Source organism: Paraburkholderia sp. Ac-20336 (genome assembly GCF_017105025.1).
Taxonomy (GTDB): Bacteria; Pseudomonadota; Gammaproteobacteria; order Burkholderiales; family Burkholderiaceae; genus Paraburkholderia.
The window spans coordinates 71,079-94,296 of sequence record NZ_JAAGPS010000010.1; the positions used below are offsets into that span (position 1 = coordinate 71,079).

General features: G+C 65.3%; 24 protein-coding genes. 16 read left to right on the top strand and 8 right to left on the bottom strand.

Annotated features, from left to right (window positions below):
• Positions 1–62 precede the first annotated feature (62 nt).
• The 3 genes from GXB81_RS06425 to polA form a co-directional block, all read right to left on the bottom strand.
• Positions 63–935 carry a dienelactone hydrolase family protein gene (locus tag GXB81_RS06425; RefSeq protein ID WP_167283626.1) on the bottom strand — a complete coding sequence of 291 codons (873 nt, stop codon included), beginning with the start codon at positions 933–935 and terminating at the stop codon, positions 63–65.
• Between the two features lie 102 nt (positions 936–1,037).
• Positions 1,038–2,393 carry an NAD(P)/FAD-dependent oxidoreductase gene (locus tag GXB81_RS06430; protein ID WP_167039197.1) on the bottom strand — a complete coding sequence of 452 codons (1,356 nt, stop codon included), beginning with the start codon at positions 2,391–2,393 and terminating at the stop codon, positions 1,038–1,040.
• Between the two features lie 168 nt (positions 2,394–2,561).
• Positions 2,562–5,303, bottom strand: coding sequence for a DNA polymerase I (gene polA, locus GXB81_RS06435; RefSeq protein ID WP_205988665.1), 2,742 nt, complete (start codon positions 5,301–5,303; stop codon positions 2,562–2,564).
• A gap of 1 nt (position 5,304) precedes the next feature.
• Between polA and GXB81_RS06440 the strand changes: the two genes are divergently transcribed.
• The 3 genes from GXB81_RS06440 (at position 5,305) to GXB81_RS06450 (ending at position 7,375) form a co-directional block, all read left to right on the top strand.
• Positions 5,305–6,048 (top strand): TIGR00730 family Rossman fold protein, encoded by a 744-nt coding sequence (locus GXB81_RS06440; RefSeq protein WP_167039193.1) that lies wholly within the window; start codon positions 5,305–5,307, stop codon positions 6,046–6,048.
• Positions 6,049–6,278: 230 nt separating this feature from the next.
• The gene (locus GXB81_RS06445; RefSeq protein ID WP_167039191.1) at positions 6,279–6,848 is read left to right on the top strand and encodes a chromate transporter; all 570 of its coding nucleotides are present in this window, start codon (positions 6,279–6,281) and stop codon (positions 6,846–6,848) included.
• Positions 6,845–7,375, top strand: a complete 531-nt coding sequence (locus GXB81_RS06450) for a chromate transporter (protein WP_167039189.1) — start codon at positions 6,845–6,847, stop codon at positions 7,373–7,375. Before GXB81_RS06445 ends, GXB81_RS06450 begins: the two co-directional genes overlap by 4 nt.
• 62 nt (positions 7,376–7,437) lie before the next feature.
• Here the strand turns inward: GXB81_RS06450 and GXB81_RS06455 are convergent, their stop codons facing one another.
• Complete coding sequence (locus tag GXB81_RS06455; protein WP_167283651.1) at positions 7,438–8,964, bottom strand: AMP nucleosidase; 1,527 nt, start codon at positions 8,962–8,964, stop codon at positions 7,438–7,440.
• A gap of 177 nt (positions 8,965–9,141) precedes the next feature.
• Here GXB81_RS06455 and GXB81_RS06460 point away from each other — a divergent pair, with 177 nt between their 5' ends.
• The 7 genes from GXB81_RS06460 to GXB81_RS06490 all read left to right on the top strand — a co-directional run bounded on the left by GXB81_RS06460 (position 9,142) and on the right by GXB81_RS06490 (position 15,066).
• The gene (locus GXB81_RS06460; protein ID WP_205988666.1) at positions 9,142–9,537 is read left to right on the top strand and encodes a hypothetical protein; all 396 of its coding nucleotides are present in this window, start codon (positions 9,142–9,144) and stop codon (positions 9,535–9,537) included.
• A gap of 239 nt (positions 9,538–9,776) precedes the next feature.
• Positions 9,777–10,772 (top strand): homoserine kinase, encoded by a 996-nt coding sequence (locus tag GXB81_RS06465; protein ID WP_167039185.1) that lies wholly within the window; start codon positions 9,777–9,779, stop codon positions 10,770–10,772.
• On the top strand, positions 10,763–11,569 hold the full coding sequence (locus GXB81_RS06470; RefSeq protein WP_167039183.1) for a BPSS1780 family membrane protein: 807 nt from the start codon (positions 10,763–10,765) through the stop codon (positions 11,567–11,569). The genes GXB81_RS06465 and GXB81_RS06470 overlap by 10 nt, the downstream gene beginning before the upstream one ends.
• Before the next feature lie 203 nt (positions 11,570–11,772).
• Positions 11,773–12,225, top strand: coding sequence for a MarR family transcriptional regulator (locus tag GXB81_RS06475; RefSeq protein ID WP_167039181.1), 453 nt, complete (start codon positions 11,773–11,775; stop codon positions 12,223–12,225).
• Between the two features lie 181 nt (positions 12,226–12,406).
• Positions 12,407–12,826, top strand: a complete 420-nt coding sequence (locus GXB81_RS06480) for an organic hydroperoxide resistance protein (RefSeq protein WP_167039179.1) — start codon at positions 12,407–12,409, stop codon at positions 12,824–12,826.
• 237 nt (positions 12,827–13,063) lie between these two features.
• Positions 13,064–14,563, top strand: coding sequence for a deoxyribodipyrimidine photo-lyase (locus GXB81_RS06485; RefSeq protein ID WP_205988667.1), 1,500 nt, complete (start codon positions 13,064–13,066; stop codon positions 14,561–14,563).
• A gap of 38 nt (positions 14,564–14,601) precedes the next feature.
• Positions 14,602–15,066: a TspO/MBR family protein gene (locus GXB81_RS06490; protein WP_241016262.1), complete on the top strand. Its 465-nt coding sequence runs from the start codon at positions 14,602–14,604 to the stop codon at positions 15,064–15,066.
• A gap of 158 nt (positions 15,067–15,224) precedes the next feature.
• Here the strand turns inward: GXB81_RS06490 and GXB81_RS06495 are convergent, their stop codons facing one another.
• A complete protein-coding gene (locus GXB81_RS06495; RefSeq protein WP_167039175.1) occupies positions 15,225–15,407 on the bottom strand; it encodes a DUF3563 family protein in 183 nt (60 codons plus the stop codon).
• A 108-nt stretch (positions 15,408–15,515) separates the two neighbouring features.
• A complete protein-coding gene (locus GXB81_RS06500; RefSeq protein WP_167039173.1) occupies positions 15,516–16,682 on the bottom strand; it encodes a PHB depolymerase family esterase in 1,167 nt (388 codons plus the stop codon).
• 421 nt (positions 16,683–17,103) lie between these two features.
• Between GXB81_RS06500 and GXB81_RS06505 the strand changes: the two genes are divergently transcribed.
• The 4 genes from GXB81_RS06505 to GXB81_RS06520 all read left to right on the top strand — a co-directional run bounded on the left by GXB81_RS06505 (position 17,104) and on the right by GXB81_RS06520 (position 20,190).
• The gene (locus GXB81_RS06505; RefSeq protein WP_167039170.1) at positions 17,104–17,805 is read left to right on the top strand and encodes a phosphatase PAP2 family protein; all 702 of its coding nucleotides are present in this window, start codon (positions 17,104–17,106) and stop codon (positions 17,803–17,805) included.
• Positions 17,806–18,018: 213 nt separating this feature from the next.
• Positions 18,019–18,792 (top strand): molybdate ABC transporter substrate-binding protein, encoded by a 774-nt coding sequence (modA, locus tag GXB81_RS06510; RefSeq protein WP_167039168.1) that lies wholly within the window; start codon positions 18,019–18,021, stop codon positions 18,790–18,792.
• Between the two features lie 20 nt (positions 18,793–18,812).
• On the top strand, positions 18,813–19,487 hold the full coding sequence (gene modB, locus GXB81_RS06515; RefSeq protein WP_167039166.1) for a molybdate ABC transporter permease subunit: 675 nt from the start codon (positions 18,813–18,815) through the stop codon (positions 19,485–19,487).
• Between the two features lies 1 nt (position 19,488).
• Positions 19,489–20,190: an ATP-binding cassette domain-containing protein gene (locus GXB81_RS06520; RefSeq protein ID WP_167039164.1), complete on the top strand. Its 702-nt coding sequence runs from the start codon at positions 19,489–19,491 to the stop codon at positions 20,188–20,190.
• 29 nt (positions 20,191–20,219) lie between these two features.
• Here the strand turns inward: GXB81_RS06520 and GXB81_RS06525 are convergent, their stop codons facing one another.
• Positions 20,220–21,056 (bottom strand): TOBE domain-containing protein, encoded by an 837-nt coding sequence (locus GXB81_RS06525; protein ID WP_205988668.1) that lies wholly within the window; start codon positions 21,054–21,056, stop codon positions 20,220–20,222.
• Positions 21,057–21,327: 271 nt separating this feature from the next.
• Between GXB81_RS06525 and GXB81_RS06530 the strand changes: the two genes are divergently transcribed.
• Positions 21,328–22,161: a class II glutamine amidotransferase gene (locus GXB81_RS06530; RefSeq protein WP_167039160.1), complete on the top strand. Its 834-nt coding sequence runs from the start codon at positions 21,328–21,330 to the stop codon at positions 22,159–22,161.
• 60 nt (positions 22,162–22,221) lie between these two features.
• Here GXB81_RS06530 and GXB81_RS06535 read toward each other — a convergent pair whose 3' ends face one another.
• Complete coding sequence (locus tag GXB81_RS06535) at positions 22,222–22,605, bottom strand: tautomerase family protein (protein WP_167283635.1); 384 nt, start codon at positions 22,603–22,605, stop codon at positions 22,222–22,224.
• Positions 22,606–22,702: 97 nt separating this feature from the next.
• On the opposite strand from GXB81_RS06535, the gene GXB81_RS06540 reads away from it, so the two are divergent.
• A partial coding sequence (locus tag GXB81_RS06540) for a LysR family transcriptional regulator (RefSeq protein ID WP_205988669.1) occupies positions 22,703–23,218 on the top strand: 516 nt, incomplete at its 3' end.

Below are 23,218 nucleotides of genomic sequence, written 5' to 3' on the forward strand. Positions count from 1 at the left end.
GGATCAACGAGGCACGAGGACTGCGTCAACCCCGTCGTTACCGCCTGACAGCACCATGTGCCTCAAACCACCCCGTGCTGCCTGAACCACACGAGCGTGCGACGCCAGCCGTCCTCGGCATCGGCCTTCCTGTAGCTCGGCCGGTAATCGGCGAAAAACGCGTGGCCCGCGTCGTCATAGACGACGAACTGCGAACCGCGCCCCGCCTGCGGACCTTGCGCGATGGCCTGTTTCATCTGCGCGAGCGTGTCCTGCGGAATGCTCGGGTCCTCGCGCCCATACAGGCCGAGCACCGGCGCATGCAGATCGGCGACGAGATCGAGTGGATTGGCCGGCGTCATCGCATTCTTCGCGCCGGTCACGCGGCCATACCAGGCGACGCCCGCCTTCACGCGCGGATTGTGCTCGGCATACAGCCACGCGATGCGCCCGCCCCAGCAGAAGCCGTTCACGCCAAGCCGCTTCAGGTCGCCGCCGTTCTCGCCGGCCCACGCGGCGGCCGCGTCGAGGTCGGCCAGCACCTGCTCGTCGGGCACCTTGCTGACCAGTTGCTCGTTGAGTTGCTGCATGCTCGTGTAGACGGTCGGATCGCCCTCGCGCTCGTACAGGTTCGGCGCGATCGCCAGATAGCCCTGTTTCGCGAAGCGCCGGCAAACGTCGGCGATATGCTCGTGCACGCCGAAGATCTCATGCACGACAAGGATCACCGGCAGATGCGTCTTGCCCAATGGCCGCGCGCGATAGGCCGGGATCAGCGTGCCTTGCGAATGAAACGCGACTTCGCCGGCTTCGAGGCCGTCGCTGTCGGTATGGATGGTTTGCGCCGAGACCGGCAGCACGGCCGCCGCGAAACCACTGCCGAGCGCGGTCTTGATGAAGGTACGCCGGTTGAAGGGAACGTGCGGGACCAGGGCGTCGACTTCGGGTTTCAGCATGCGGCGCTCCTCGATGAAGGGTGGGAAGCAACAGGATACGCCCTGGGCGCATCCCGTTGCAGATTCGACTGAGGAGAACGTCCGCCCGCGTCGGGGCAGTCGTCAGTGCAGCTTGACGCGCGGCAGCGTGGTACGGCGCAGCCAATGCGCGAAGGTGTCGAGCACCATGCGCGGATAGCCGTGCAGCGCGGCGATGTGCAACCGGTACAGCGACATGTACATGAAGCGCGCGAACAGCCCCTCGATCAGCATGTTGCCGCCGATCACCCCGCCCATCAGATTGCCGACCGCGCTGAAGTGGCCGAGCGACACGAGCGAACCGAAATCGCGATAGGTGAATTCCGGCAGCGGATTGTTGTCGAGCCGCGCCGCCAGCGCCTTCAGCAAAAAGGCCGCCTGCTGATGCGCGGCCTGCGCGCGCGGCGGCACGTTGCGCTCGTTGCCGGGCCACTGGCAGGCGGCGCAATCGCCGAGCGCGAAGATGTTGTCGTCGATTTCGGTTTGCAGCGTGCGGCGCACGTTGAGCTGGCCGAGCCGGTTGACCGGTAGCCCGTCGAGCTGGCTCAGCACCGCCGGCGCCTTGATGCCCGCCGCCCACACGGTCAGATCGGCGCGCACGGTGTGCCCGCTCGCGGTGCGGATATAGCCGGGCGCGACCTCGGCCACCGTTTCGCCGATCATCAGCTTGACGCCGAGCTTGGTCAGCAATTCGGCGGTGGCCGTCGAAACGCGCTCCTGCAAGGCGGGCAGAATGCGCGGCCCGGCCTCGATCAGCACGATGCCGACGTCGTGCCGCGGATCGAGCTTGTGCAAGCCATACGCGGACAGCACCTGCGCCGTATTGCGCAACTCCGCCGACAACTCGACACCGGTCGCGCCGCCGCCGACGATCGCCACCTGGATGCGCGGCTCGCTCGACGTCGAGGTGCCGGGCCCCGGCCGCGACTCGACGGGCTCGTAGGCCTGATGCTCGGCGCGCATGCACGCGGCGATCAGCCGCTTGCGGAAGCGCTCGGCCTGGCCGACGGTATCGAGTGCAAGGGAGAATTCGGCCGCGCCCTTCACGCCGAAGAAGGCCGTGGTACTGCCGATTGCAATGACCAGCGTGTCGTACTCGAGCTGGCGTTCGGGCAGCAGTTCGGCGCCGTCGTCGTCGAGCACGGTGCCGAGCGTGATGCGCCGGTTCGCGCGGTCGAGACCGGTCAGCTCGCCCTGCTGGAACTCGAAGCCGTGCCAGCGCGCCTGCGCCGCGTATTCGAGTTCCTGCGTGAACGGATCCATGCTGCCGGCCGCCACCTCGTGCAGCAGCGGCTTCCAGATATGCGTCGGATTGCGGTCGACCAGCGTGACCACGGCCCGCGCGCTGCTCCCTCTTTTGCCGGCGCCATAGCGATCACCCAGGCGTGTCGCCAGTTCCAGTCCGCCCGCACCTCCGCCAACGACGATAAATCGATGCATTGCACTTCTCCGTGTAGCCGATGAATTATCTGTCGCGACGCTGCGCATGAATGCGCCGTCCTGACCCGATTGTCCTCGACCCTCACGGGATGCCACAAGTCGCCAAAACCCATGTGTGACATGCGCACGACGTTATCGCGCACTCATCGTACCTGTGTCACAGGCATGTCAATGCGCTTCCTCCCAGTTCAGGCCCGCGCCGACCTCGGCCACGAGCGGCACCTTCAGCGCGGCGACGCCGCACATCAGTTCGGGCAGACGTTTGCGGACCTCGGACAACTCGGCGTCAGGCACTTCGAGAATCAGTTCGTCGTGTACCTGCATAATCATGCGCGTGCCGATGTTCGAGTCTTCGATCCACTTCTGCACGGCGATCATCGACATCTTGATGAGGTCGGCGGCGGTGCCCTGCATCGGTGCATTGATCGCGGCACGCTCGGCCGCCTGGCGGCGCGGACCGTTGCCGCCGTTGATCTCGGGCAGCCACAGGCGGCGGCCGAACACGGTTTCGACGTAGCCCTTCGCCTTGGCGCTCGTGCGCGTCTCGTCCATGTAGCGCGCGACGCCCGGATAGCGCGCGAAGTAGCGGTCGATATACATCTTTGCCGCGTCGCGCGTGATACCGAGGTTCGACGCGAGGCCGAACGCGCTCATGCCGTAGATCAGGCCGAAGTTGATGACCTTCGCGACGCGCCGCTGGTCGCTCGACACTTCGAGCGGCGTCACGCCGAAGATTTCCGAGGCGGTGGCGCGGTGAATGTCCTCACCCTGCGAAAACGCGCGCATCAGCGATTCGTCGCCGGAGATGTGCGCCATGATGCGTAATTCGATCTGCGAATAATCGGCGGACACGAGCTTGTGGCCCGGCGGCGCGATGAACGCCTCGCGGATGCGGCGGCCTTCGCCGGTCCGCACCGGAATATTCTGCAGGTTCGGATCGTTCGATGCGAGCCGCCCCGTCACCGCGACGGCCTGCGCGTAGTTGGTGTGCACGCGGCCCGTTTGCGGGTTGACCATGCGCGGCAGCTTGTCGGTATAGGTCGACTTCAGCTTCGAGAGGCCGCGATGTTCGAGCAGGATCTTCGGCAGCGGATAGTCTTCAGCGAGCTTCTGCAACACTTCTTCGTCGGTGGACGGCGCGCCGCTCGGCGTCTTCTTGACCACCGGCAACTCGAGCTTCTCGAAGAAGATCTGGCCGATCTGCTTCGGCGAACCGAGGTTGAACTCGCCGCCCGCGAGTTCGTACGCCTCGCCTTCGAGTTCGATCAGCCGCGTGGCGATCTCGCTGCTTTGCTGGCGCAGCTTCTCCGCGTCGATCAGCACGCCCGTGCGCTCCATCTTGCGCAGCACGCGCGAGGTCGGCACCTCGATCTCGCGATACACGCGTTCGAGCGATTTATCGGCGGCGATCTGCGGATACATCGCCTGATGCAGACGCAAGGTGATGTCGGCGTCTTCGGCCGCGTATTCGGCGGCCTGCTCGAGCGCGACTTCGTCGAAGCCGATCTGCTGCGCGCCCTTGCCCGCGACCTCTTCGTACTTGATCGTCTTTACGCCGAGATGACGCAGCGCGAGACTGTCCATGTCGTGCGTGCGATGCGATTCGAGCACGTACGATTCGAGCAGCGTGTCGTGCTCGACGCCGCGCATTTCGATGCCGTAGTTCGCGAGCACCTGTTCGTCGTACTTCAGATGCTGGCCGACCTTCTTGTGCTGCGCGCTTTCGAGCCACGGCTTGAGCTTCGCGAGCACTTCGTCGCGCGGCAGTTGCACGGGTGCGTCGGGACCGCGATGCGCGAGCGGCACATAGGCCGCACTGCCCGCTTCGACCGAGAGCGACAGGCCGACGATCTGCGCGATCATCGGATCGAGCGAGGTGGTTTCGGTATCGAACGAAGTCAGTGCGGCCGCGTCGATTTTTTCGAGCCACGCGTCGAACTGCTCCCACGTCTGCACGGTGTCGTAGTGGCGCTCCTGATCCACCGCGAGCGCGGGCGGCGCGTCGGTTGCCGGCCCCTCTTCGGCGGCGGCGGTTTCGACTTCGCGCAGCCACGTCTTGAAGCCGTGGCGCGTGAAGACGTCGCGCAATTCTTCGCGCGACTCGGGAAGGCTCGGCAAGCTTTCCTCGATCGACTCGAGATGGCCGGTGAGATCGCAATGACGCTCGACGGTCACGAGCTTGCGCGCCATCGGCAGGAAGTCGAGCGCGCGGCGCAGATTGTCGCCGACCGCGCCCTTGATCTCGCTCGCATGCTCGACGATGCCGTCGAGCGAGTCGTATTGCGTGAGCCACTTGACGGCCGTTTTCGGGCCGCACTTCTCGACGCCCGGCACGTTATCCACTGTGTCGCCGATCAGCGACAGATAGTCGACGATGCGCTCCGGCGGCACGCCGAACTTCGCAACCACGCCGTCGCGATCGAGCGTTTCGTTGGTCATCGTATTGACGAGCGTGACGCGCTCCGACACGAGTTGCGCGAGGTCTTTGTCGCCGGTCGAGACGATCACGTTCATGCCGAGCTTTTCCGCCGCGGTGGAGAGCGTGCCGATCACGTCGTCGGCCTCGACGCCTTCGATCATCAGCAGCGGCCAGCCGAGCGCGCGCACCGCGACGTGAATCGGCTCGATCTGGCGCGAGAGATCATCGGGCATCGACGGACGGTTCGCCTTATAGTCGGGATACCAGTCGTCGCGAAACGTTTTGCCCTTGGCGTCGAACACGCACGCGCTATACTCTGCCGTGACTTCCTTGCGCATGCGCCGCAGCATGTTGATGATCCCGTAGAGCGCACCCGTCGGGCCACCATCGGGACCGCGCAGATCAGGCATCGCATGGTAGGCCCGGTACAGATAACTCGAACCGTCGACCAACAGCAGGGTCTTACCTTCAAGGCTTCGTTCTTCAGGCATTATGACTAAGAGAAAAGTGATTCCGAGTCTGCGATCGCTCGCAGATCAAGAGCGCGCAACGGCCAAAAAAGCCCGCGCATCGTGGCAGATGTTCACGATTATGGCAGAGTTTATCGAGGCGACCGAATACCTCTCGGAGATCCGCCCGGCAGTCAGCATCTACGGTTCGGCACGCCTCAAACCGAACTCGCCCTACTACAAACTCACCACGCAGATCGCCCGCAAACTGTCGGACGCAGGCTTCGCGGTGATCTCCGGCGGCGGCCCCGGCATCATGGAAGCGGCCAACAAGGGCGCACATGCGGGCAAGGCGCCGTCGGTCGGTCTGAACATCGAGTTGCCGCACGAGCAGTCGGGCAATCAATGGCAGGACATCTCGCTGCGCTTTCGCCACTTCTTCACGCGCAAGGTCACGTTCGTGAAGAACTCCGACGCGGTCATCGTAATGCCGGGCGGCTTCGGCACGCTCGACGAACTGGCCGAAGTACTCACGCTGATTCAAACCAAGAAGTCGCGCCACGTGCCGATCATCCTGGTCGGCGCCGAGTTCTGGGAAGGACTGCTCGGGTGGTTCAAGAGCTCGCTGATCCCGATGGGCCTCATCAATCCGACCGACATCGATCTGATGCAGGTGATCGACGATCCGGACCAGGTGCTCGAAGCGGTGCTGAAGTTCTACGAAGACCGCGAGGAAGGCGAGGCGCATCCGGCCAAGTCGGATGAGGACAGGATGTTCTATCTGTAATCGCGTGATGCCACGCGAATAGCCTGAGCCTTGCGCGTGAGATCACGCGCATCCGGCGGGCGGCCTTCGGGCCGCCCGCTTTCGTTTTGCAGGGCAGTTTGCGGCGCGCTTACGGTTATGGGCGGGTTATAGGCGGCTCGCGCGCGCGAACGACTCGTTCGCGTAAAAATCGTTTTGCGGGCCGCCGGTTCGGCGCTAACCTGCTGAGCTTCTACTCGAAGCCTCGCGATATGAACCACGAACTCACCTCGTCCGAACCCGCGCTCGCGCCCACGCCGACATCGCGGGAAATCTTCGGCGGCTTTCTCGGCCTCGGGCTGATTTCATTCGGCGGCGCCCTGCCGCTCGCGCGCCGCGCGATCGTCGAACAGCGCCGCTGGCTCAGCGCCGACGAATTCACCGATCTGCTCGGCCTCTGTCAATTCCTGCCGGGCGGCAACGTCATCAATCTCGCGGTCGCGCTCGGCATGCGCTTTCGCGGCGTGCCCGGCGCGCTCGCGGGCCTGCTCGGACTCATCGCCGGGCCCTCGCTCGTCGTGATCGGGCTCGGCGTGCTTTACGAGCACACGCAGAACGATCCGCACGTGCGCCATCTGTTCGCGGGACTCGCGGCCGCGGCCTCGGGATTGCTGATCGCGATGGCGATCAAGATCGTGCTGCCGTTGCGCAACCAGCCGCTGGCCGCGCTGATCGCGGTACTCGGCTTCATCGCGATTGCGATCCTGCGCGTTCCGCTTCTGCCGACAATGCTCGTGCTCACGCCGATCAGCATCTATCTCGCAGCGAGGAACGCACGATGAACGACACGCTCGTTTCTCTCGCCATCATCTTCAGCCAGCTTTCGCTGCTCGCATTCGGCGGCGGCAATACGATTCTTCCGGAAATGCAGCGGCAGGTGGTCGAGGTGCATCACTGGATGCCGGCCAGCGAATTCAGCGCGCTGTTCGCGCTGGCGCAGGCCGCGCCGGGGCCGAACCTGATGATCGTGACGCTGATCGGCTGGCATGTGGCCGGCTGGGCCGGCATGCTCGTGACGTCGATCGCGAAGTTCGGACCGTCGTCGCTCGTAACGGTCCTCGCGCTGCATGCGTGGGATCGCTTCAAGGACCGCCCGTGGCGGCGCTATGCGCAACTCGGGCTCGTGCCGGTGACGGCCGGCATCGTCGCGGCCAGCGCGGCGCTGATCGCGAAAGCATCGAACCCGAACGCGATCGCATGGGCCATCACCGCGTTCACCGCCGTGCTGGCGACGAAGACGCGCATTCATCCGCTCTGGCTGCTGGCGGCCGGCAGCCTGATCGGGCTGACCGGCTTCGGGCAGGTGTGATGCGAGACTGAGGCAACGCTCGCGCAGCGCGAGCGGGCCGACGCAACCCGCTCGCCCTTGGCCTACTGAAACGCCACCTCGGCGAAACTGCGCAGCTTGCGGCTATGCAGGCGGTGCAGCCCGTTCGTGCGCAAGATCTCCATCGCCATCACGCCGATCTGCAAATGCTGATCGACCTGCGCGCGATAGAACTGATCTGCCATGCCGGGCAGCTTCAGTTCGCCATGCAAGGGCTTGTCCGAGACGCACAGCAAGGTGCCATAAGGCACGCGGAAGCGGAAGCCGTTCGCGGCGATCGTCGCGCTTTCCATGTCGAGCGCGATCGCGCGGCTCTGCGACAGCCGCTGCACCGGCTCGCGATGATCGCGCAGTTCCCAGTTGCGGTTGTCGACGCTCGCCACCGTGCCCGTGCGCATCACGCGCTTCAACTCGACGCCGTCGAGCTGCGTGACCTGCGCGACCGCGCGCTCGAGCGCGACCTGCACTTCGGCGAGCGCCGGGATCGGCACCCATAGCGGCAGATCGGCATCGAGCACATGGTCTTCGCGCACATAGCCGTGCGCGAGCACGTAGTCGCCGAGACGCTGCGTGTTGCGCAGACCCGCGCAGTGGCCGAGCATGATCCACGCATGCGGACGCAACACCGCGATGTGATCGGTAATGGTCTTCGCATTCGACGGCCCGACCCCGATGTTGACCATCGTGATGCCGCTGCCGTCCGCGCGCTTCAGGTGATACGCGGGCATCTGCGGCAGACGCGGCGGCGGCGCGCCTTCCTGCGCCTGCTCGCCGAGATTCTCGTTATAGGTAATCACGTCGCCGGGCTCGACGAACGACGTGTATTCGCTGCGATGGGCGCGCAGTTGCTCGTCGTCGGTACGGGCCATCATCGTGCGGCCTAACTTGACGAACTCGTCGATATAGAACTGGTAGTTCGTGTACAGCACGTAGTTCTGCACGTGCGTCGGCGAGGTCGCCGTGTAGTGCTTCAGCCGATGCAGCGAGAAGTCGACGCGCGCCGCCGTGAAAAGCGCGAGCGGATGCGGCTCGCCCGGCATCGGCTCGTACGTGCCGTTGACGATGCGGTCGTCGAGCAGCGCGAGGTCCGGCGTGTCGAAGATGTCGCGCATCAGGAACAGACGCTCGCGGTCCAGATCGCCTTCGAGGTGAATGCCCTCGGCGAACGCGAAGTGAATCGGAATCGGCTGGTCCGACACGCCGACCTCGATCTGCACATGATGGTTCTTCGCGAGCAGGCGCAACTGCTCGCGATAGTAGTCGCCGAACAGATCGGGACGCGTGACCGTCGTCTCGAACACGCCCGGCCCGGCGACGAAGCCGTACGAGCGGCGCGAATCGACGTGCGTGTTGACCTCGGTACGCACGCGCACGAACGGATAGCACGCGCGCACGCGGCGCTCGAACAGTTCGTTGCGGCGATAACGCGCGAACGCATCGCGCAGAAACGACGTGTTCGCCTCGTAGATCGCGGCGAGGCGGGTGACGGCCTCGGCCGCGTCGTCGAAGCCTTCGGTCGGGAAGCTGTTGGCGGGCGTCTGCAGCGCGCGCTGATTGATATCGTTGTTCATCATCGTTCACCCCTATTGATGAGACGACATTACCACGGAACACGCGCGCGCCACATGGCCTCGCGGCGTTCCCCGCACGGTTCGCGCGCGGCGCGCGAAAGCGGCGCAAAATAAGGCTTCGCGACCGTACGCGAGGCCGGATTTGCTAGAATCGGCGCATCCCATCGGAGAATCACCATGAAGCCGCTCCTTCCCGTCGCCGTTGCGCTGGCCCTCGCCTTCGGCAACGCCGCGATGGCTGCCCAGCCCGTCGACGAACCGCCGCCCGCCGACGCGCCCCAGTCCGCCAATGAACGGGCCGGTCTGCCCGACCTGGACAAGATCAACCGTCCGGGCGCCGAGGTCAGCTCGAAGGTCGACATCAACGTTCCGCGCACGCCAAGCTTCCACGAAGTCAGCCCGAACGGCACCGAAATTACCGAATACCGCGACAAGGGCAAGCCGGTCGAAATCAACGTGCACTCGAATTTCGGCACGCGCTATCAGATGAACGCGCCGCTCGACACCTCGCCCACTGTCCACGACAGCGGCCGTCCGAGTACGCGCTTGCCTTCGGTGAATCTGCACTATTGAGCCGATGCGCGTGGGCGCGGCTGTCGTGGGCCGCCGCGCCTGATTCCGGTGGCTGGCGGGTTGCTCCGGCGCTACATGCGGCAATGCGCCCGTCGCGCTTGTCCTGTTTGCCGGCGAGTCCAGCCGGAATCGCCCGCGTCCCGCCGCATCGTTCGACACCGTATTCGCAACATCCATTCGCCACACTTCGCACTGGCCGCATCGCGCCAGCCCGAGCAACCTGATCCGACGTTTCCCGCATGGCTGTCTTCACCGCTGTCAACGAATCCCAACTCGCAGAATGGATGCGTCACTACGATCTCGGCGATGTCGTCGAGCTTCGCGGCATCTCGTCCGGTATTGAAAACAGCAACTTCTTCCTGACGACGACGCGCGGCGAATACGTGCTGACGATTTTCGAAAAGCTGACCGCCGAGCAGTTGCCCTTCTATCTGGACCTGATGCGCCACCTCGCCGCGCACCGCGTGCCGGTGCCGGACCCGATGCCGCGCCTCGACGGCGCGCTGTTCGGCATGCTGCTCGGCAAGCCCGCGACCATCGTGACGAAGCTCGAAGGCAAGCCGGAACTCGCGCCGGGCGTCGAGCACTGCGTCGAAGTCGGGCAGATGCTCGCGCGCATGCACCTCGCGGGCCGCGACTATCCGCGCTATCAGCCGAATCTGCGCAGCCTGCCGTGGTGGCGCGAGACCGTGCCGACCATCCTGCCGTTTCTCGAAGGCGAGCCGCGCGAGTTGCTGGCGTCCGAGCTCGCGCATCAGGAAGCGTTCTTCGCCTCGGCCGATTACGCGGCGCTGCCCGCAGGCCCGTGCCATGCCGACCTGTTCCGCGACAATGCGATGTTCGCGCATGCGGCGCCCGATACGGGCCACGAAGTGCGGCTCGGCGGCTTCTTCGACTTCTATTTCGCCGGTTGCGACAAGTGGCTGTTCGACGTCGCGGTGACCGTCAACGACTGGTGCGTCGACCTCGCGACCGGCAAGCTCGACGCCGCGCGCACCGAAGCGCTGTTGCGCGCGTATCAGACGGTGCGGCCGTTCACCGCCGAGGAAAACCGCCACTGGGGCGACATGCTGCGAGCGGGTGCGTACCGTTTCTGGGTCTCGCGCCTGTATGATTTTCACCTGCCGCGCGCGGCCGAGCTGCTCAAGCCGCACGATCCCGGCCATTTCGAACGCATTCTGCGCGAACGCCTCGCCGGCGTCGCGCATCCAGGCATCCCTACCTCATGCAACTGATCGAAGTCCCCGCGAAAACCGGCTATGTATGGTTCCGGCAAGGTATCTGGCTGTTCCGTAAGAATCCGCTCGCGTTCCTGACGCTGTTCTTCACCTATGTGCTGGTGATGACGCTCGTCTCGCAGATTCCGGTGATCGGCGGCGTGTTGCCGCTGCTGTTCATTCCCGGCGTCGCGGTCGGCTTCATGGCCGCGTGCCGCAACACGATCGCGGGCAAGCCGGTGTTCCCGACCATCCTCGTGGATGGCTTTCATTCGTACGGCCCGGTGGTCGCGCGGCGGCTGCTCGTGCTCGGCGCGCTGTATGTCGTCGCGATGGCGCTCGTGCTGGCCGGCTCCGCGCTCGCCGACGGCGGCATGCTGCTGAAGGTGATGCTCGGCGGCGCGCAGCTGGATCAGGACGCGATCGTCAACAGCAACATCCCGCTCGCGGTGCTCACGGCGCTCGCGTTCTATGTGCCGGTTGCGATGCTGTTCTGGTTCTCGCCGATTCTCGCCGCCTGGCACGACGTGCCGCCCGTCAAGGCGATGTTCTTCAGCGTCGTCAGTTGCTGGCGCAATCGCGGTGCTTTCGTCGTGTTCGTGGCGCTGTGGTTCGCGGTCGCGACGCTGGTGTCGTTCGGTCTGTCCGCGGTGATGCAGGCGCTCGGCGCCGCCGACTTCGCGTTCGCGGTCCTGATGCCCGCGACGATGATCGTCACGACCATGCTGTACTGCTCGTTCTACGCGACCTACCGCGGCTGCTTCGGCGTGCAGACACCGCAAACGCCGGATCTGCCGACCAAACCGGCGGCCTGATCGACCGCTTGCATGCGGGCGTCGTCGGGATACCCGCGTTTTCTTCGCGCGGCTTTCCTTCGCTTTCCTGCTTTAGCGGCCGCCTTTCGCGCTACCCGCCGCTCCCCGCCCGTACCTCTGCCTGTGCTCACCGGCCCGCATCGATTTGCGGCACAATGGTTTGCGTGCAATTCATTCGTACGCTCTTTCAGCCGAGATGCACCATGACACAGCGCCCCATCCTGCCTTTCACGCTCGACGAGCAACTCTGCTTCGCGCTCTACTCGACCTCGCTTGCGATGACGAAAGCGTACAAGCCGCTGCTCGACAAGCTCGGACTCACGTATCCGCAATATCTGGCCATGCTCGTGCTATGGGAAGCCGACGACGTCGCGGTCAAGGACATGGCCGCGCGCCTGAATCTCGATCCGGCCACCGTCACACCGCTGCTCAAGCGCCTCGAAGCGCAAGGCCTCGTCGAGCGCGTGCGCGGCGTCGACGATGAACGCATCGTCTATATCCGCCTCAGCAGCGCGGGCAAGGCGCTCAAGCGCCAGGCACGCGAGGTGCCTGCCGAAATTCTCTGCGCGACCCAGCAGACGCCAGACTTTCTGCTGCGTCTGCGCGACGACCTGACGCGCTTGCGCACGACGCTCAACGATTACATGGACCAGTAGTGCAATCACAGCAAAAGACTTGTTCCGGTATCCGCTCAAATTTAATTTGCACACAAATCATTTGTGTACTATCTTAACGACATGCCGCTTCGTAACTACCTCGCAACCACCCGGCCGGACCGGAAAGCAACACGAAGCGGCAAGCATGCAAACCCTGACAACCCAGCTAAGGAGCAGCACCATGAACATCCTCTACAAGGCAAGCGCAACGAGCACCGGTGGCCGCGACGGCCGCGCAGTATCGTCGGACAATGCATTGGACGTGAAGCTGGCAGCACCGCGTGAACTGGGCGGCAACGGCGCAGCGGGCACGAACCCCGAACAACTCTTCGCAGCCGGCTACTCGGCCTGTTTCCTGAGCGCGATGAAGTTCGTCGCCGGCCAGCGCAAGCAGGCATTGCCGGCCGACACGCAGGTCTCGGCCGAGGTCGGCATCGGCCCGAACGACAAGGGCGGCTTCGCGCTCGACATCGATCTGCGAATCTCGCTGCCCGGCCTCGCCGCGGATGCGGCGCAGGAACTGGTCGATGCCGCGCACCAGGTCTGCCCGTACTCGAACGCCACGCGCAACAACGTCGCGGTGCGTCTGCACGTCGCTTAAGCTGGGTTCGCCGCTGCGTTAGTCGTTGCGCGTTGCGGCGGCCTTTGCTCATGGCAGCATAGGCGATGGTGCTGATAAGCACGCCGCCAATGAGCGCCGCCGGCGCAACACCCTCGCGCGCTCGCGAACAGCGCCCGCCCCTGCACAATAGGGGCGGGCGCTGACGCATTGGGCGCACGGGGCACGCAATCTGCTGCACTGGCTTTCGAGCCCCCTTCATTCCGACCGACGCGCTCGATGACACTCGCCCGCCGCCTGAACGACATCTTCGATACCGGCCTCGTCTGGTTCCGCCGCGACCTGCGCAGCACGGACCACGCGGCGCTGTACTACGCGCTCAAGCATTGCGAGCGCGTCTGGTGCGTATTCGTGTTCGACACGACGATCCTGCAACCGTTGATCGACGCGTGGCAGGCGCGCCATCCGGGCGAGCGGGCTCCGGATCGTCGCATCGACTTCATTCTCGAGTCATTGCGCGAGCTTGGCGACGCGTTGCGCGCACACGGCGGCGGTCTCGTCGTGCTGTACGGCGATCCGGCCGAGCAGGTGCCGAAGCTCGCCGCGGAACTGCGCGTCGATGCCGTATTCGCGAATCACGACTACGAACCGGTCGCGCTCGAACGCGACGAAACCGTGCGCGTGCGCCTCGCGCAAGCGGGGCGTCGGTGGCTAACGTTCAAGGATCAGGTGATTTTCGAGCGCGACGAACTGCTGACCGGCCAGCACAAACCGTTCACGGTGTTCACGCCGTACAGGAACGCGTGGCTCAAACAACTCGATGCATTCGACCTGAAGCCCTACCCCGTGGAAACCTACGCGAAGCACCTCGCGGCGCTGCCGCGCAAGCTCGACCGGCAATTACCCACGCTCGACCAGCTCGGTTTCGCACCGAGCAATCTCGCAGACCTGAAGCTGCCCGCCGGCATGAGCGGCGCCCGGCATTTGCTCGACGACTTCCTGACGCGCATCGACAGCTATGCCGAGCGGCGCGATTTTCCCGCCGCGAAGGGGCCGAGCTATCTATCGGTGCATCTGCGCTTCGGCACGGTGTCGATCCGCACGCTCGCGCGGCTCGCCTACGAAACGTCGCTACAGCCCGACGGACAAGGCGCGGCGACGTGGCTCTCCGAACTGATCTGGCGCGATTTCTATTTCATGATCCTCGCGCATCATCCGCGCCTCGCAAAGGGCGCCTCGTTCAAGCCGGAATACGAGCAGTTGCGCTGGGAACAAGGCCCCGCAGCCGACGCCGCATTCGCCGCGTGGTGCGACGGCCGCACCGGCTATCCGCTCGTCGACGCGGCCATGCTGCAACTGAACCGCACCGGCTACATGCACAACCGCTTGCGAATGGTGACGGCGAGTTTCCTCACGAAGGATCTCGGCGTGGACTGGCGCCGCGGCGAACGCTATTTCGCCGATCGGCTCAACGACTTCGATTTCTCCGCGAACAATGGCGGCTGGCAGTGGGCGGCATCAACGGGCTGCGACGCGCAGCCGTACTTCCGCATCTTCAACCCGGTCACGCAATCCGAAAAATTCGACCCAGACGGGCGCTTTATCCAACGCTATCTCCCGCAGCTTACGAAGCTGCCGGCAAAATGGATTCACGCGCCGTGGCTGGCGGGCGCGGAACGGCTGGCGGAATTCGGCGTGGTGCTGGGCGGGAATTATCCCGAGCCGATCGTCGATCATGCGCAGGCGCGCCTGCGTACACTGGCCCGTTTCGGCAAGTGAGTGCCCGCTTACATCATTGAAGAAAAACGCCTGGAGGGATGAAGATGCGCCGTCTGCCGTCGCTGCTCGTGTTTCTGATTCTGACGCTTGCGGCCGGCTGGGCCGCAAGCCTGTCCTTGCCGGACGCTTGGTACGCGGGACTGCAAAAGCCCGCGTTCAATCCGCCGAACTGGGTCTTCCCGCCGGTCTGGAGCGTACTCTACGTGCTGATGGCGTTTTCCGCGTGGCGCGTATGGAAGCGCGATGGCCTGAGCGCGGCAATCGTCCTGTGGGTGGTTCAGTTGGTGTTCAACGCCGCGTGGATGTGGCTATTCTTCGGTCTGCATCGGCCGGAAATGGCATTAACCGATATCGTGATTCTGCTGGTGCTGATCGTTATGCTGACCGGCGTCTTCTGGCGACGGGACCGCCTGGCCGGTGTGATGCTGATGCCGTACGTGATCTGGGTCGCGTACGCGGCGCTACTGAATTACGCGCTCTGGCAGTTGAATCCGGCTGCTTGACGCGGAGCCGATTGGTTGGGCGTTGGGCGCGCAGGCTGCCCGGCGGCAACTACGCTGAAAAACCCGTGGCGGTTCGCGATACCTGAGCGGCTCGCCCCGCACATCGGCGCCTCACCACACGCCGATGTCTTTCCGACTATCGCGACGCTCGCGCCTGCTTAGCCGTAGTGCTGGCTCATCCACGACGGCTGGCGCACGCTGCCTTCGCGGTCCAGTTTGCGCATGCGGAATTCGAGATCGTAGAGATCGGTCGCTTCGGAGAGGTAGTCGTCGGCGCGCTCTTTTGCGAGTTGGTCCGGCGATTTGGTCAGAAACAGGAACAGGCGGCTAAGCAGATACATGGTCGACCTCGGAAATGAAGGCTGTGCGTTACAACTAAGGGATAACCCGTATTATAGGGAAAACCCTAGTTCCGTGCTACTGCTCATTTTCGAGGCGCGCTTCCGGTGTCATCTCCCGGCCGACGACGCCGCCAGGCCTTCCACGGCACGTCCCGCATCCGTGCGGCGCTGATGCCTGAAAAACTCCCACAGCATGGCGCTCGCGTCCGGACCTTTGGCGGAATGGAACGGCAATGCGTCGTCGCCGCCCGCCCATGCGTGGCCGAGCCCCTGCACACGGCACACCCGCACCACGCGCCGGCCGCCGCGCAGATAGTCGCGCATCACTACGCCGCCCTTGCGGTCTTCGCGCATTTCGCCGGCCCGGCGTGCGCCGTCGGCGTCGACGAGACGGTTCAGACGCAGGAACTGCGCCGCCAGCTGGTCCGCGTTGACGGGCGCGACCACGTGATCGGCGTCGCCGTGGATGATGAGCGCCGGCATGCCCGGATATTGCGCAACGTCCGTCATTTCGTCGACGAGCTCGGCCGGTTCGCGGCGCACGCCGCGCCGCATCACGTCCATGGCGGCGATGCCCGAGCGGGCCTCGCCGATTGCGGGGCCGGAATGCAGCGCGACCGCGGCGAAACGATCCGGATAGTTGAGCGCCAGCAGCGCCGTCAGGCCCGCGCCCGCGGAAATCCCGGCCACGTAGACGCGCTCCCGGTCGAAACCATGCTGCGCGACGAGCTCGTCGACGAGCGACACCACCGCGCGCGCCTCGGCGCCGCCCGCGCTGTCGCTGGCGTCGTACCAGTGCCAGCAGCGGTGCGAGTGCGCGTGCTTCGACTGCTCCGGGTACACCACCGCAAAGCCGTAGCGATCGGCGAGCAGATTCATGCGCGTGCCCTCGGCGAATTCGTCGATGGATTGCGTGCAGCCGTGCAGCATCACGACGAGCGGCATCGCTTCCAGCGCATGGCCCGACGGCACATACAGCCCGTACTGCAGATGATTGACGAGCCGCCCCGGCGCCACCGGCGCGGAGTGGAACGAGCGCGTCCACGAGCCGCTCGCCCACGCGGCCGCGCGCGGCCGCACGCGCGACTCGCGCTTCACGGGCGTGCGCAGCGCGTCGGCCGGCTTGAGCGGACGAGCCTTGCTCGACGGTTTGTTGGCGGCGGCGCGCACGGGTCGCGCCGGTGCGCGTCGGGTGGACTTTTGCGCATGTTCGGTTTGAATCGCGAGCAGGCGCTTCAAACCGCGCAGCCAGATTTTCGACAGGCTTTTTGCCATCGGCGATAACCTCGCAAAAAGGGACAGTGCAAACCGGCGAAAAACGCGAGTTCACACGAAGTTGTGCAATGCACAATAACATTATTTTTCATGCGTTGCCGAAGACTGACAATCATGCCGAGTCCGATTTTCTCTCCGGCGAACCTTGTTGCCATCCTGCCGTCGAACCCTAACCGCTGCTCGTCGACGTCCAGGACAGGCACCCGGTAAGCACCGCGCAAGCTGGCACGACGTCCCGTTCGCCAGCCAACATTTGGCGCGTAAATGCGCGGTGCGCGGCAAGACCGGCGAGCGACACCCGTCTATACTGGCGGTTAATGCCGAAGGTCCCGACCCGGGCGAAAGCGGCGTCCGTGCCGGCCGCGCGCCGGTTCGGCTACCCACCCACCTCATTTCACGCGGCCCACGTCGCACTTTAGCCATGCCCGACTTACCGATCCACCTGTGGTATTCGATTACCAGCCTCGGCGGCGCCGGCCTCACGCTGCCGCTCGCGTTCGCCATCGCACTCTGGCTGGCGGTCGGCTACTCGTGGCGGCTCGCGGCCGGCTGGCTGCTGCTGCTCGGCGCGGCCATCGGCATCGTGACGGTGACCAAGCTGGCCTTCCTCGGCTGGGGCGTCGGCGTGCGGGAACTCGATTTCACTGGCGTCAGCGGCCACGCGACGCTGTCCACGGCGGTCTACCCGGTCGCGATGTTCCTGATGCTGTTGCCCGCGCGGCCCGCCATCCGTCTGCTCGGCGTGCTGGCGGGGCTGGCCGCTGGCATCGCGGTGGGCTTGTCGCGCGTCGTGCTGAGCGCGCATTCGCCGTCCGAAGCGGTCACCGGCTGCATCGTCGGCGCGCTCGCGGCGCTGCTGTTCGTGCGCATCGCGTGGAATGCCGAGCCGGGGCGCCTCGCAGCGCTGCCAGTCGCCGTCAGCATGATGGTGCTCGCCATCGCGATGCACGACGTGCATGTGCCGACGCAGCGCTGGGTCACGCATATCGCGCTGAAGGTGTCCGGCCACGACCGGCCGTTCATCCGCGCCAAGTGGAAGGCCGCGCGCGAGATTCGTCCGGCCAGCCTGCCGCTGTCGCAAACGCTCAATACGCTCGCGCCGCAGCACGCGTCTCACGTCTGAGCGGCACGGCGCCGCTCTCTTCGGGTTTGCTGCGAGCGTTCCTCGCAGTTCCCGGTTCCCCGCCGATCCTGTCCCGATCCACGAGCGCTGCACGTCGAAAATGAAGCGTCAGCCTCGATCGCCGGTCATGCGCACACCGCTATAACCGCGCATATATTACGATAGCGTTTTTAAACCGCTGCTTCCCGTCCACGTCAGACTTTCAGGTCCTTCATGACACTCTCCCGCCATCTGAAGAAATACGCGCTTTGCGTCGCAAGCGCCGTCTCCGTTGTGGTCAGCGTGAACGCCCACGCCGACGAACTCGTGGTCTCCGCCGCCGCCAGCCTGACCAACGCGTTCAAGGCAGTCGGCGACGCGTTCCAGCAGCAGCATCCGGGCACCAAGGTTCTGCTGAACTTCGGCGCGTCCGACGTGCTGATGCAGCAGATCGTCAAGGGCGCGCCGGCCGACGTGTTCGCCTCGGCGGACCAGAAGGCGATGGACATGGCCGCCTCGCAAAAAGTGATCGTGCCGTCCACGCGGCGCGACTTCGCGGCCAATTCGCTGGTGCTGATCGTGCCGAACGACAGCCACTTCGCCCCGGCGAGCCTCAACGATCTGACGACCGCGAACGTGAAGCGCGTCGCGTTCGGCGATCCGGCTTCGGTGCCGGTCGGCCGCTATACGCAAGGCGCGCTGAAGGCTGCCGGCGTGTGGGACGCGGTCAACGCGAAGGCCGTGCTCGCGGCGAACGTGCGCCAGAGCCTCGACTACGTCGCGCGCGGCGAAGTCGACGCCGGCTTCGTGTTCGGCACCGACGCCGCGATCATGCCCGACAAGGTCAAGGTCGCGCTGAGCCTGCCGACGCAAACGCCGATCACCTATCCGATCGCGCAGGTCGACGGCAGCCATCACGCGGCCGACGCCCAGGCGTTCATCGACTTCGTGCTGTCGCCGGCCGGCCAGGCCGTGCTCGCGAAGTACGGCTTCAAGCCCGCGCACTGATCGACGGGAAAGCACACGTCATGCAACAGGCCTGGGTTCCGCTGCTGCTGTCGCTGAAGGTGGCGGGCTGGGCCACCGCGCTGAATCTCGTGCTCGGCGTCGCGGCGGGGCTCGGTCTGTCGCGCTGGCGCTCCGGCGCGCGCGACGTGATCGACTCGCTGCTGATGCTGCCGCTCGTGCTGCCGCCGACCGTGCTCGGCTACTACCTGCTTGTGCTGCTCGGCCGGCGCGGCGTGATCGGCGCGTGGCTCGACCGCTTCGACATCCAGCTCGTGTTCACATGGCAGGGCGCGGTGATCGCCTCGACAGTGGTGGCGTTTCCGCTCGTGCTGAAGTCGGCGCGCGCCGCCTTCGAGGGCGTCGATCCGCAGTTGGAGCGCGCGGCGCGCACGCTCGGCGTCAGCGAAGCGGCGATCTTCTTTCGCGTGACGCTGCCGCTTGCCGCGCGCGGCATTCTCGCCGGCGGCCTGCTCGCGTTCGCGCGCGCGCTCGGCGAATTCGGCGCGACGCTGATGATCGCCGGCAATCTGCCGGGCCGCACGCAGACGCTCTCGGTCGCGGTCTACTCGGCCGTGCAGGCCGGCGACGACAGCACCGCGAACTTCCTCGTGCTCGTAACCTCGGTGACGTGCGTCACGATCCTGCTGCTCGCGGGGCGGCTCGTGCCGCAGCACACGCTTCTGAGGTCTCGCTGACATGCCGCTCGACGTCGCCATCCGCAAGACCTTCGAGACCGCCGAGCGCCGCTTCACGCTCGACGTTTCGTTCCGCGCGAACACCCAGCGGCTCGTGCTGTTCGGCCCGTCCGGCGCGGGCAAGAGCCTGACGCTGCAGGCGATTGCCGGTTTGCTGCGCCCCGACGAGGGATCGATCACGCTGCACGGCACCACGCTGTTCGACAGCGCGAGCGGCGTCGATCAGAAACCGCAGGCGCGCAAGATCGCGTATCTGTTTCAGGACTACGCGCTGTTCCCGCATCTCAACGTGCGGCAGAACATCGGCTTCGGGCTGCGCCGGGGCTGGTTCAATCCGCGCGCGCGCGGCTCGCATCCGCAGGTCGATTACTGGCTCGAGGCGCTGGAGTTGAGGGGCGTCGCGGGCAATCACCCGGTGCAGCTGTCCGGCGGGCAGAAGCAGCGCGTCGCGCTGGCGCGGGCGCTGGTCGCGCAGCCGCGCCTGCTGTTGCTCGACGAGCCGTTTTCCGCGCTCGACAGCGCGCTGCGCCAGCGCATGCGGCGCGAACTGTCGGACCTGCAAACGCGGCTCGACATTCCGATGGTGCTGATTACGCACGATCCCGACGACGTCGCGGCATTCGGCGATCAGGTCGTGCAGGTCAACGATGGCCGCGTGCGCGAAGACCATCCGTTCGCGGGGTATGTGCGCAGCGAGTCGTAAGGGCGCGGTCTCGCCGTCCCTGCTGGCGCTCAATCCTTCACGCCGAGTATCACGCTCGACGCCTTGAACGCGGCCACCGCGCTCGCGCCTTCCCGTAAGCCGAGTGCGTTGGCGCTTTCGTTGGTGACGACCGCGGTCATGACCGCGCCGCCGTCGAGCGCCAGCGACACTTCCGCGTTCACCGCACCGCGCTTCACGCTCTGCACCGTGCCGCGCAACTGATTGCGCGCCGATAGCCTGAGCGGCGCGCCGTCTGCGCCATCGACGAGCAGCACGACCCACGACGCCTTGATCAGCGCGAACGCCGCCGCGCCCTCGACGAGCCCCAGCGCCTCGGTGCTCTCGTGCGTGAGCACGGCAACGATCGCCTGGCCGCCGGGCAGCGCCAGCGTGACTTCGTCGTTGACGCTGCCGCGCGTAATCGCCGAAACGGTGCCGTAGAACTGGTTGCGCGCGCTGGTCTTCACGCCGATGCGGCCGATCAGGTCCCAGTCCGTCGCGAAACCTTCGATCGCCGCACCCGCGCGTTCGAGAAAACGCCGATGCTCGCGCTCGACCGCGCGAAACGTCGCGATCAGCTTCACCGCGCGCGGCGTGAGCGTGGTGCCGCCACCGCCCTTGCCGCCCGTCATCCGCACGACGAGCGGTTCGCCCGCGAGGTTGTTCATTGTGTCGATGGCGTCCCACGCGCCTTTGTAGCTGATGCCGACCGCCTTCGCCGCGCTCGTGATCGAGCCGGTTTCGCCGATCGCCGCGAGCAGCGCGATGCGCGCCGCGCCGCCGAGCGTCTGCGTGCCGGCTTGAAACCAGACGGAGCCGCCGAGTTCGAGGGATTCGCGAGGGGGATCGGTGCGGTCGGTGGGCATGGCGGGAGAAGTTGAAGGGCCGGGGCGAGGGCTAGGGTCCGGAAAGGACCGCGAATCATTATAACGACACGGTCTTTGTCGACCATGAGTAGCGCTTACGGCATGCCGATCCGCTGCCGTGTGGAAATTTTTGCCCATTATTTCGGCTTGAAAGGTGCCGGGGCGGTAATCCGTGTATCGTCGTCGCTGCTGCCGTGCATCGGTGTGCGGATCACGATCACGACGCTGCAACCGGCCGCCAGATAGAAGCGTATTCGACAGGAGACATTTCATGTGCCGCTGGCTCGCTTATTCCGGCAAACCGCTTCAGCTCGAAACGGTGCTGTTCAACGCCAAGCATTCGCTGATCGATCAGAGCCTGCATTCGCGGCTCGGCAACACGACCACCAACGGTGACGGCTTCGGAATCGGCTGGTACGGCCATCCGACCGACATTCCGTTCCGCTATCGCTGCATTCAGCCGGCGTGGAGCGATCGCAATCTGCGTGAAGCCGCGCGCGCGATTCGCGCGCCGATGTTCGTCGCGCACATACGCGCGGCGACCGGCACGCCTTCGCAGGAAACCAACTGTCATCCGTTTCGCCACGGCCGGTGGCTGTTCGCGCACAACGGCCTCGTGCGCAACTATCCGGCGCTGCGTCGCGATCTGATGGTCGCGATCGACCCGGAACTGTTCCCGTCGGTCGAGGGATCGACCGATTCCGAAGTGCTGTTCTTCCTCGCGCTCACGTTCGGTCTCGAACTGGCGCCCGTCACCGCGCTCAGGCGCATGGTGGCGTTCGTCGAGGAAACCGGCCGCCGCCACGGCGTGGATCAGCCGCTGAACATGACCGTCTGCGCAACCGACGGCGAGCAGATCGTGGCGGTGCGTTATTCGAGTGAACAGCAATCACGCTCGCTGTATCACAGCACGTCGTTCCATCATCTGCACGAGTTGTATCCCGACGATCCGCGCATCGCGATGGTCGGTGAAGATGCGTTTCTGGTCCTGTCGGAACCGCTCTCCGATTTGCCGGACTGGTGGGAGGAAATTCCGGAGAGCACGGTGGTGGTGGCGCGCGGCGGGGAGATCGAGCAGTTTCCGTTTGAGCCTCAAATGGCTTGAGAGGCTTGAACCGGATAATCGCAGGGGCGGAGCATCGAAGATGCTCTGCCCCGCACGCGCCTACGTCGCATACTGCGCCCCCCCATTCCCAAACGACCAGTTCTCCTTCTCCACCTCGACGAGGTTGATGAACACATCCTCGCGCCGCACGCCCGGCGATTTCGCCAGTTCATCGACGATCCGCCGGTACAGCGCCTTCTTCTGCTCGATCGTGCGCGTGTTGCTCACGGTCAACTGGATCACGACGAAATCGTCGCCACGCTCGATGTTCTGATACTGCCGGTCATAGATCAGGTTGCCCGGCGTGTGCTCCGTAATCAGCATGAACATGTCGTCGGGCGGCACGTTGAACGTGTCCACCAGCGAGCGCTGGATGCCCGCAGTCAGCGCTTCGCGGTATTCGGCCGGCTTGCCGGCGCGCAGTGAGATTCGGGTGAGCGGCATGATCGACTCCTGTTGCGGTGTTGGGTTAAACACAGCTTAGGCACGCTCAGTCATAATAAACAGATATCTTCGCCTATTTCATCCATATTCATTGGAAATGAAAGTGCTCGATCTCGATGCGGTGCGGGCATTCGTGCTCGTCGCCGATCTGCGCAGCTTCACGCGCGCCGCCGACGCGCTCGACACCACGCAATCGGCCGTCAGCCTGAAGCTGAAGCGGCTCGAAGCGCATCTCGGCAAGCCGTTGCTCGAACGCACGCCGCGCCTCGTGCGTCTGTCCGCCGATGGCAACGCGTTTCTCGGCGCGGCGCGCGAACTGCTGAATGCGCACGAGCGCGCGTTGGGCGCGCTGTCGGTGGAACGGCGCCGGCTCGCGCTCGGGCTCAGCGAGCATGTCGCGGGCCCCGATCTGCCGCAGTTGCTCGGGCGGCTCAATGCGCACGATCCGGGGCTCGTGATCGAGCTGCATATGGGGACGTCGGCGGCACTGCTCACGCAATTCGACGAGCGCCGGCTCGACGCGGCGATCATCCGCTATGGCGCGGACGAGCCGCCGCGCGACGATGCGCAGACGCTCTTCAGCGAACCGCTCGGCTGGCTCGCCTCGCCCGCG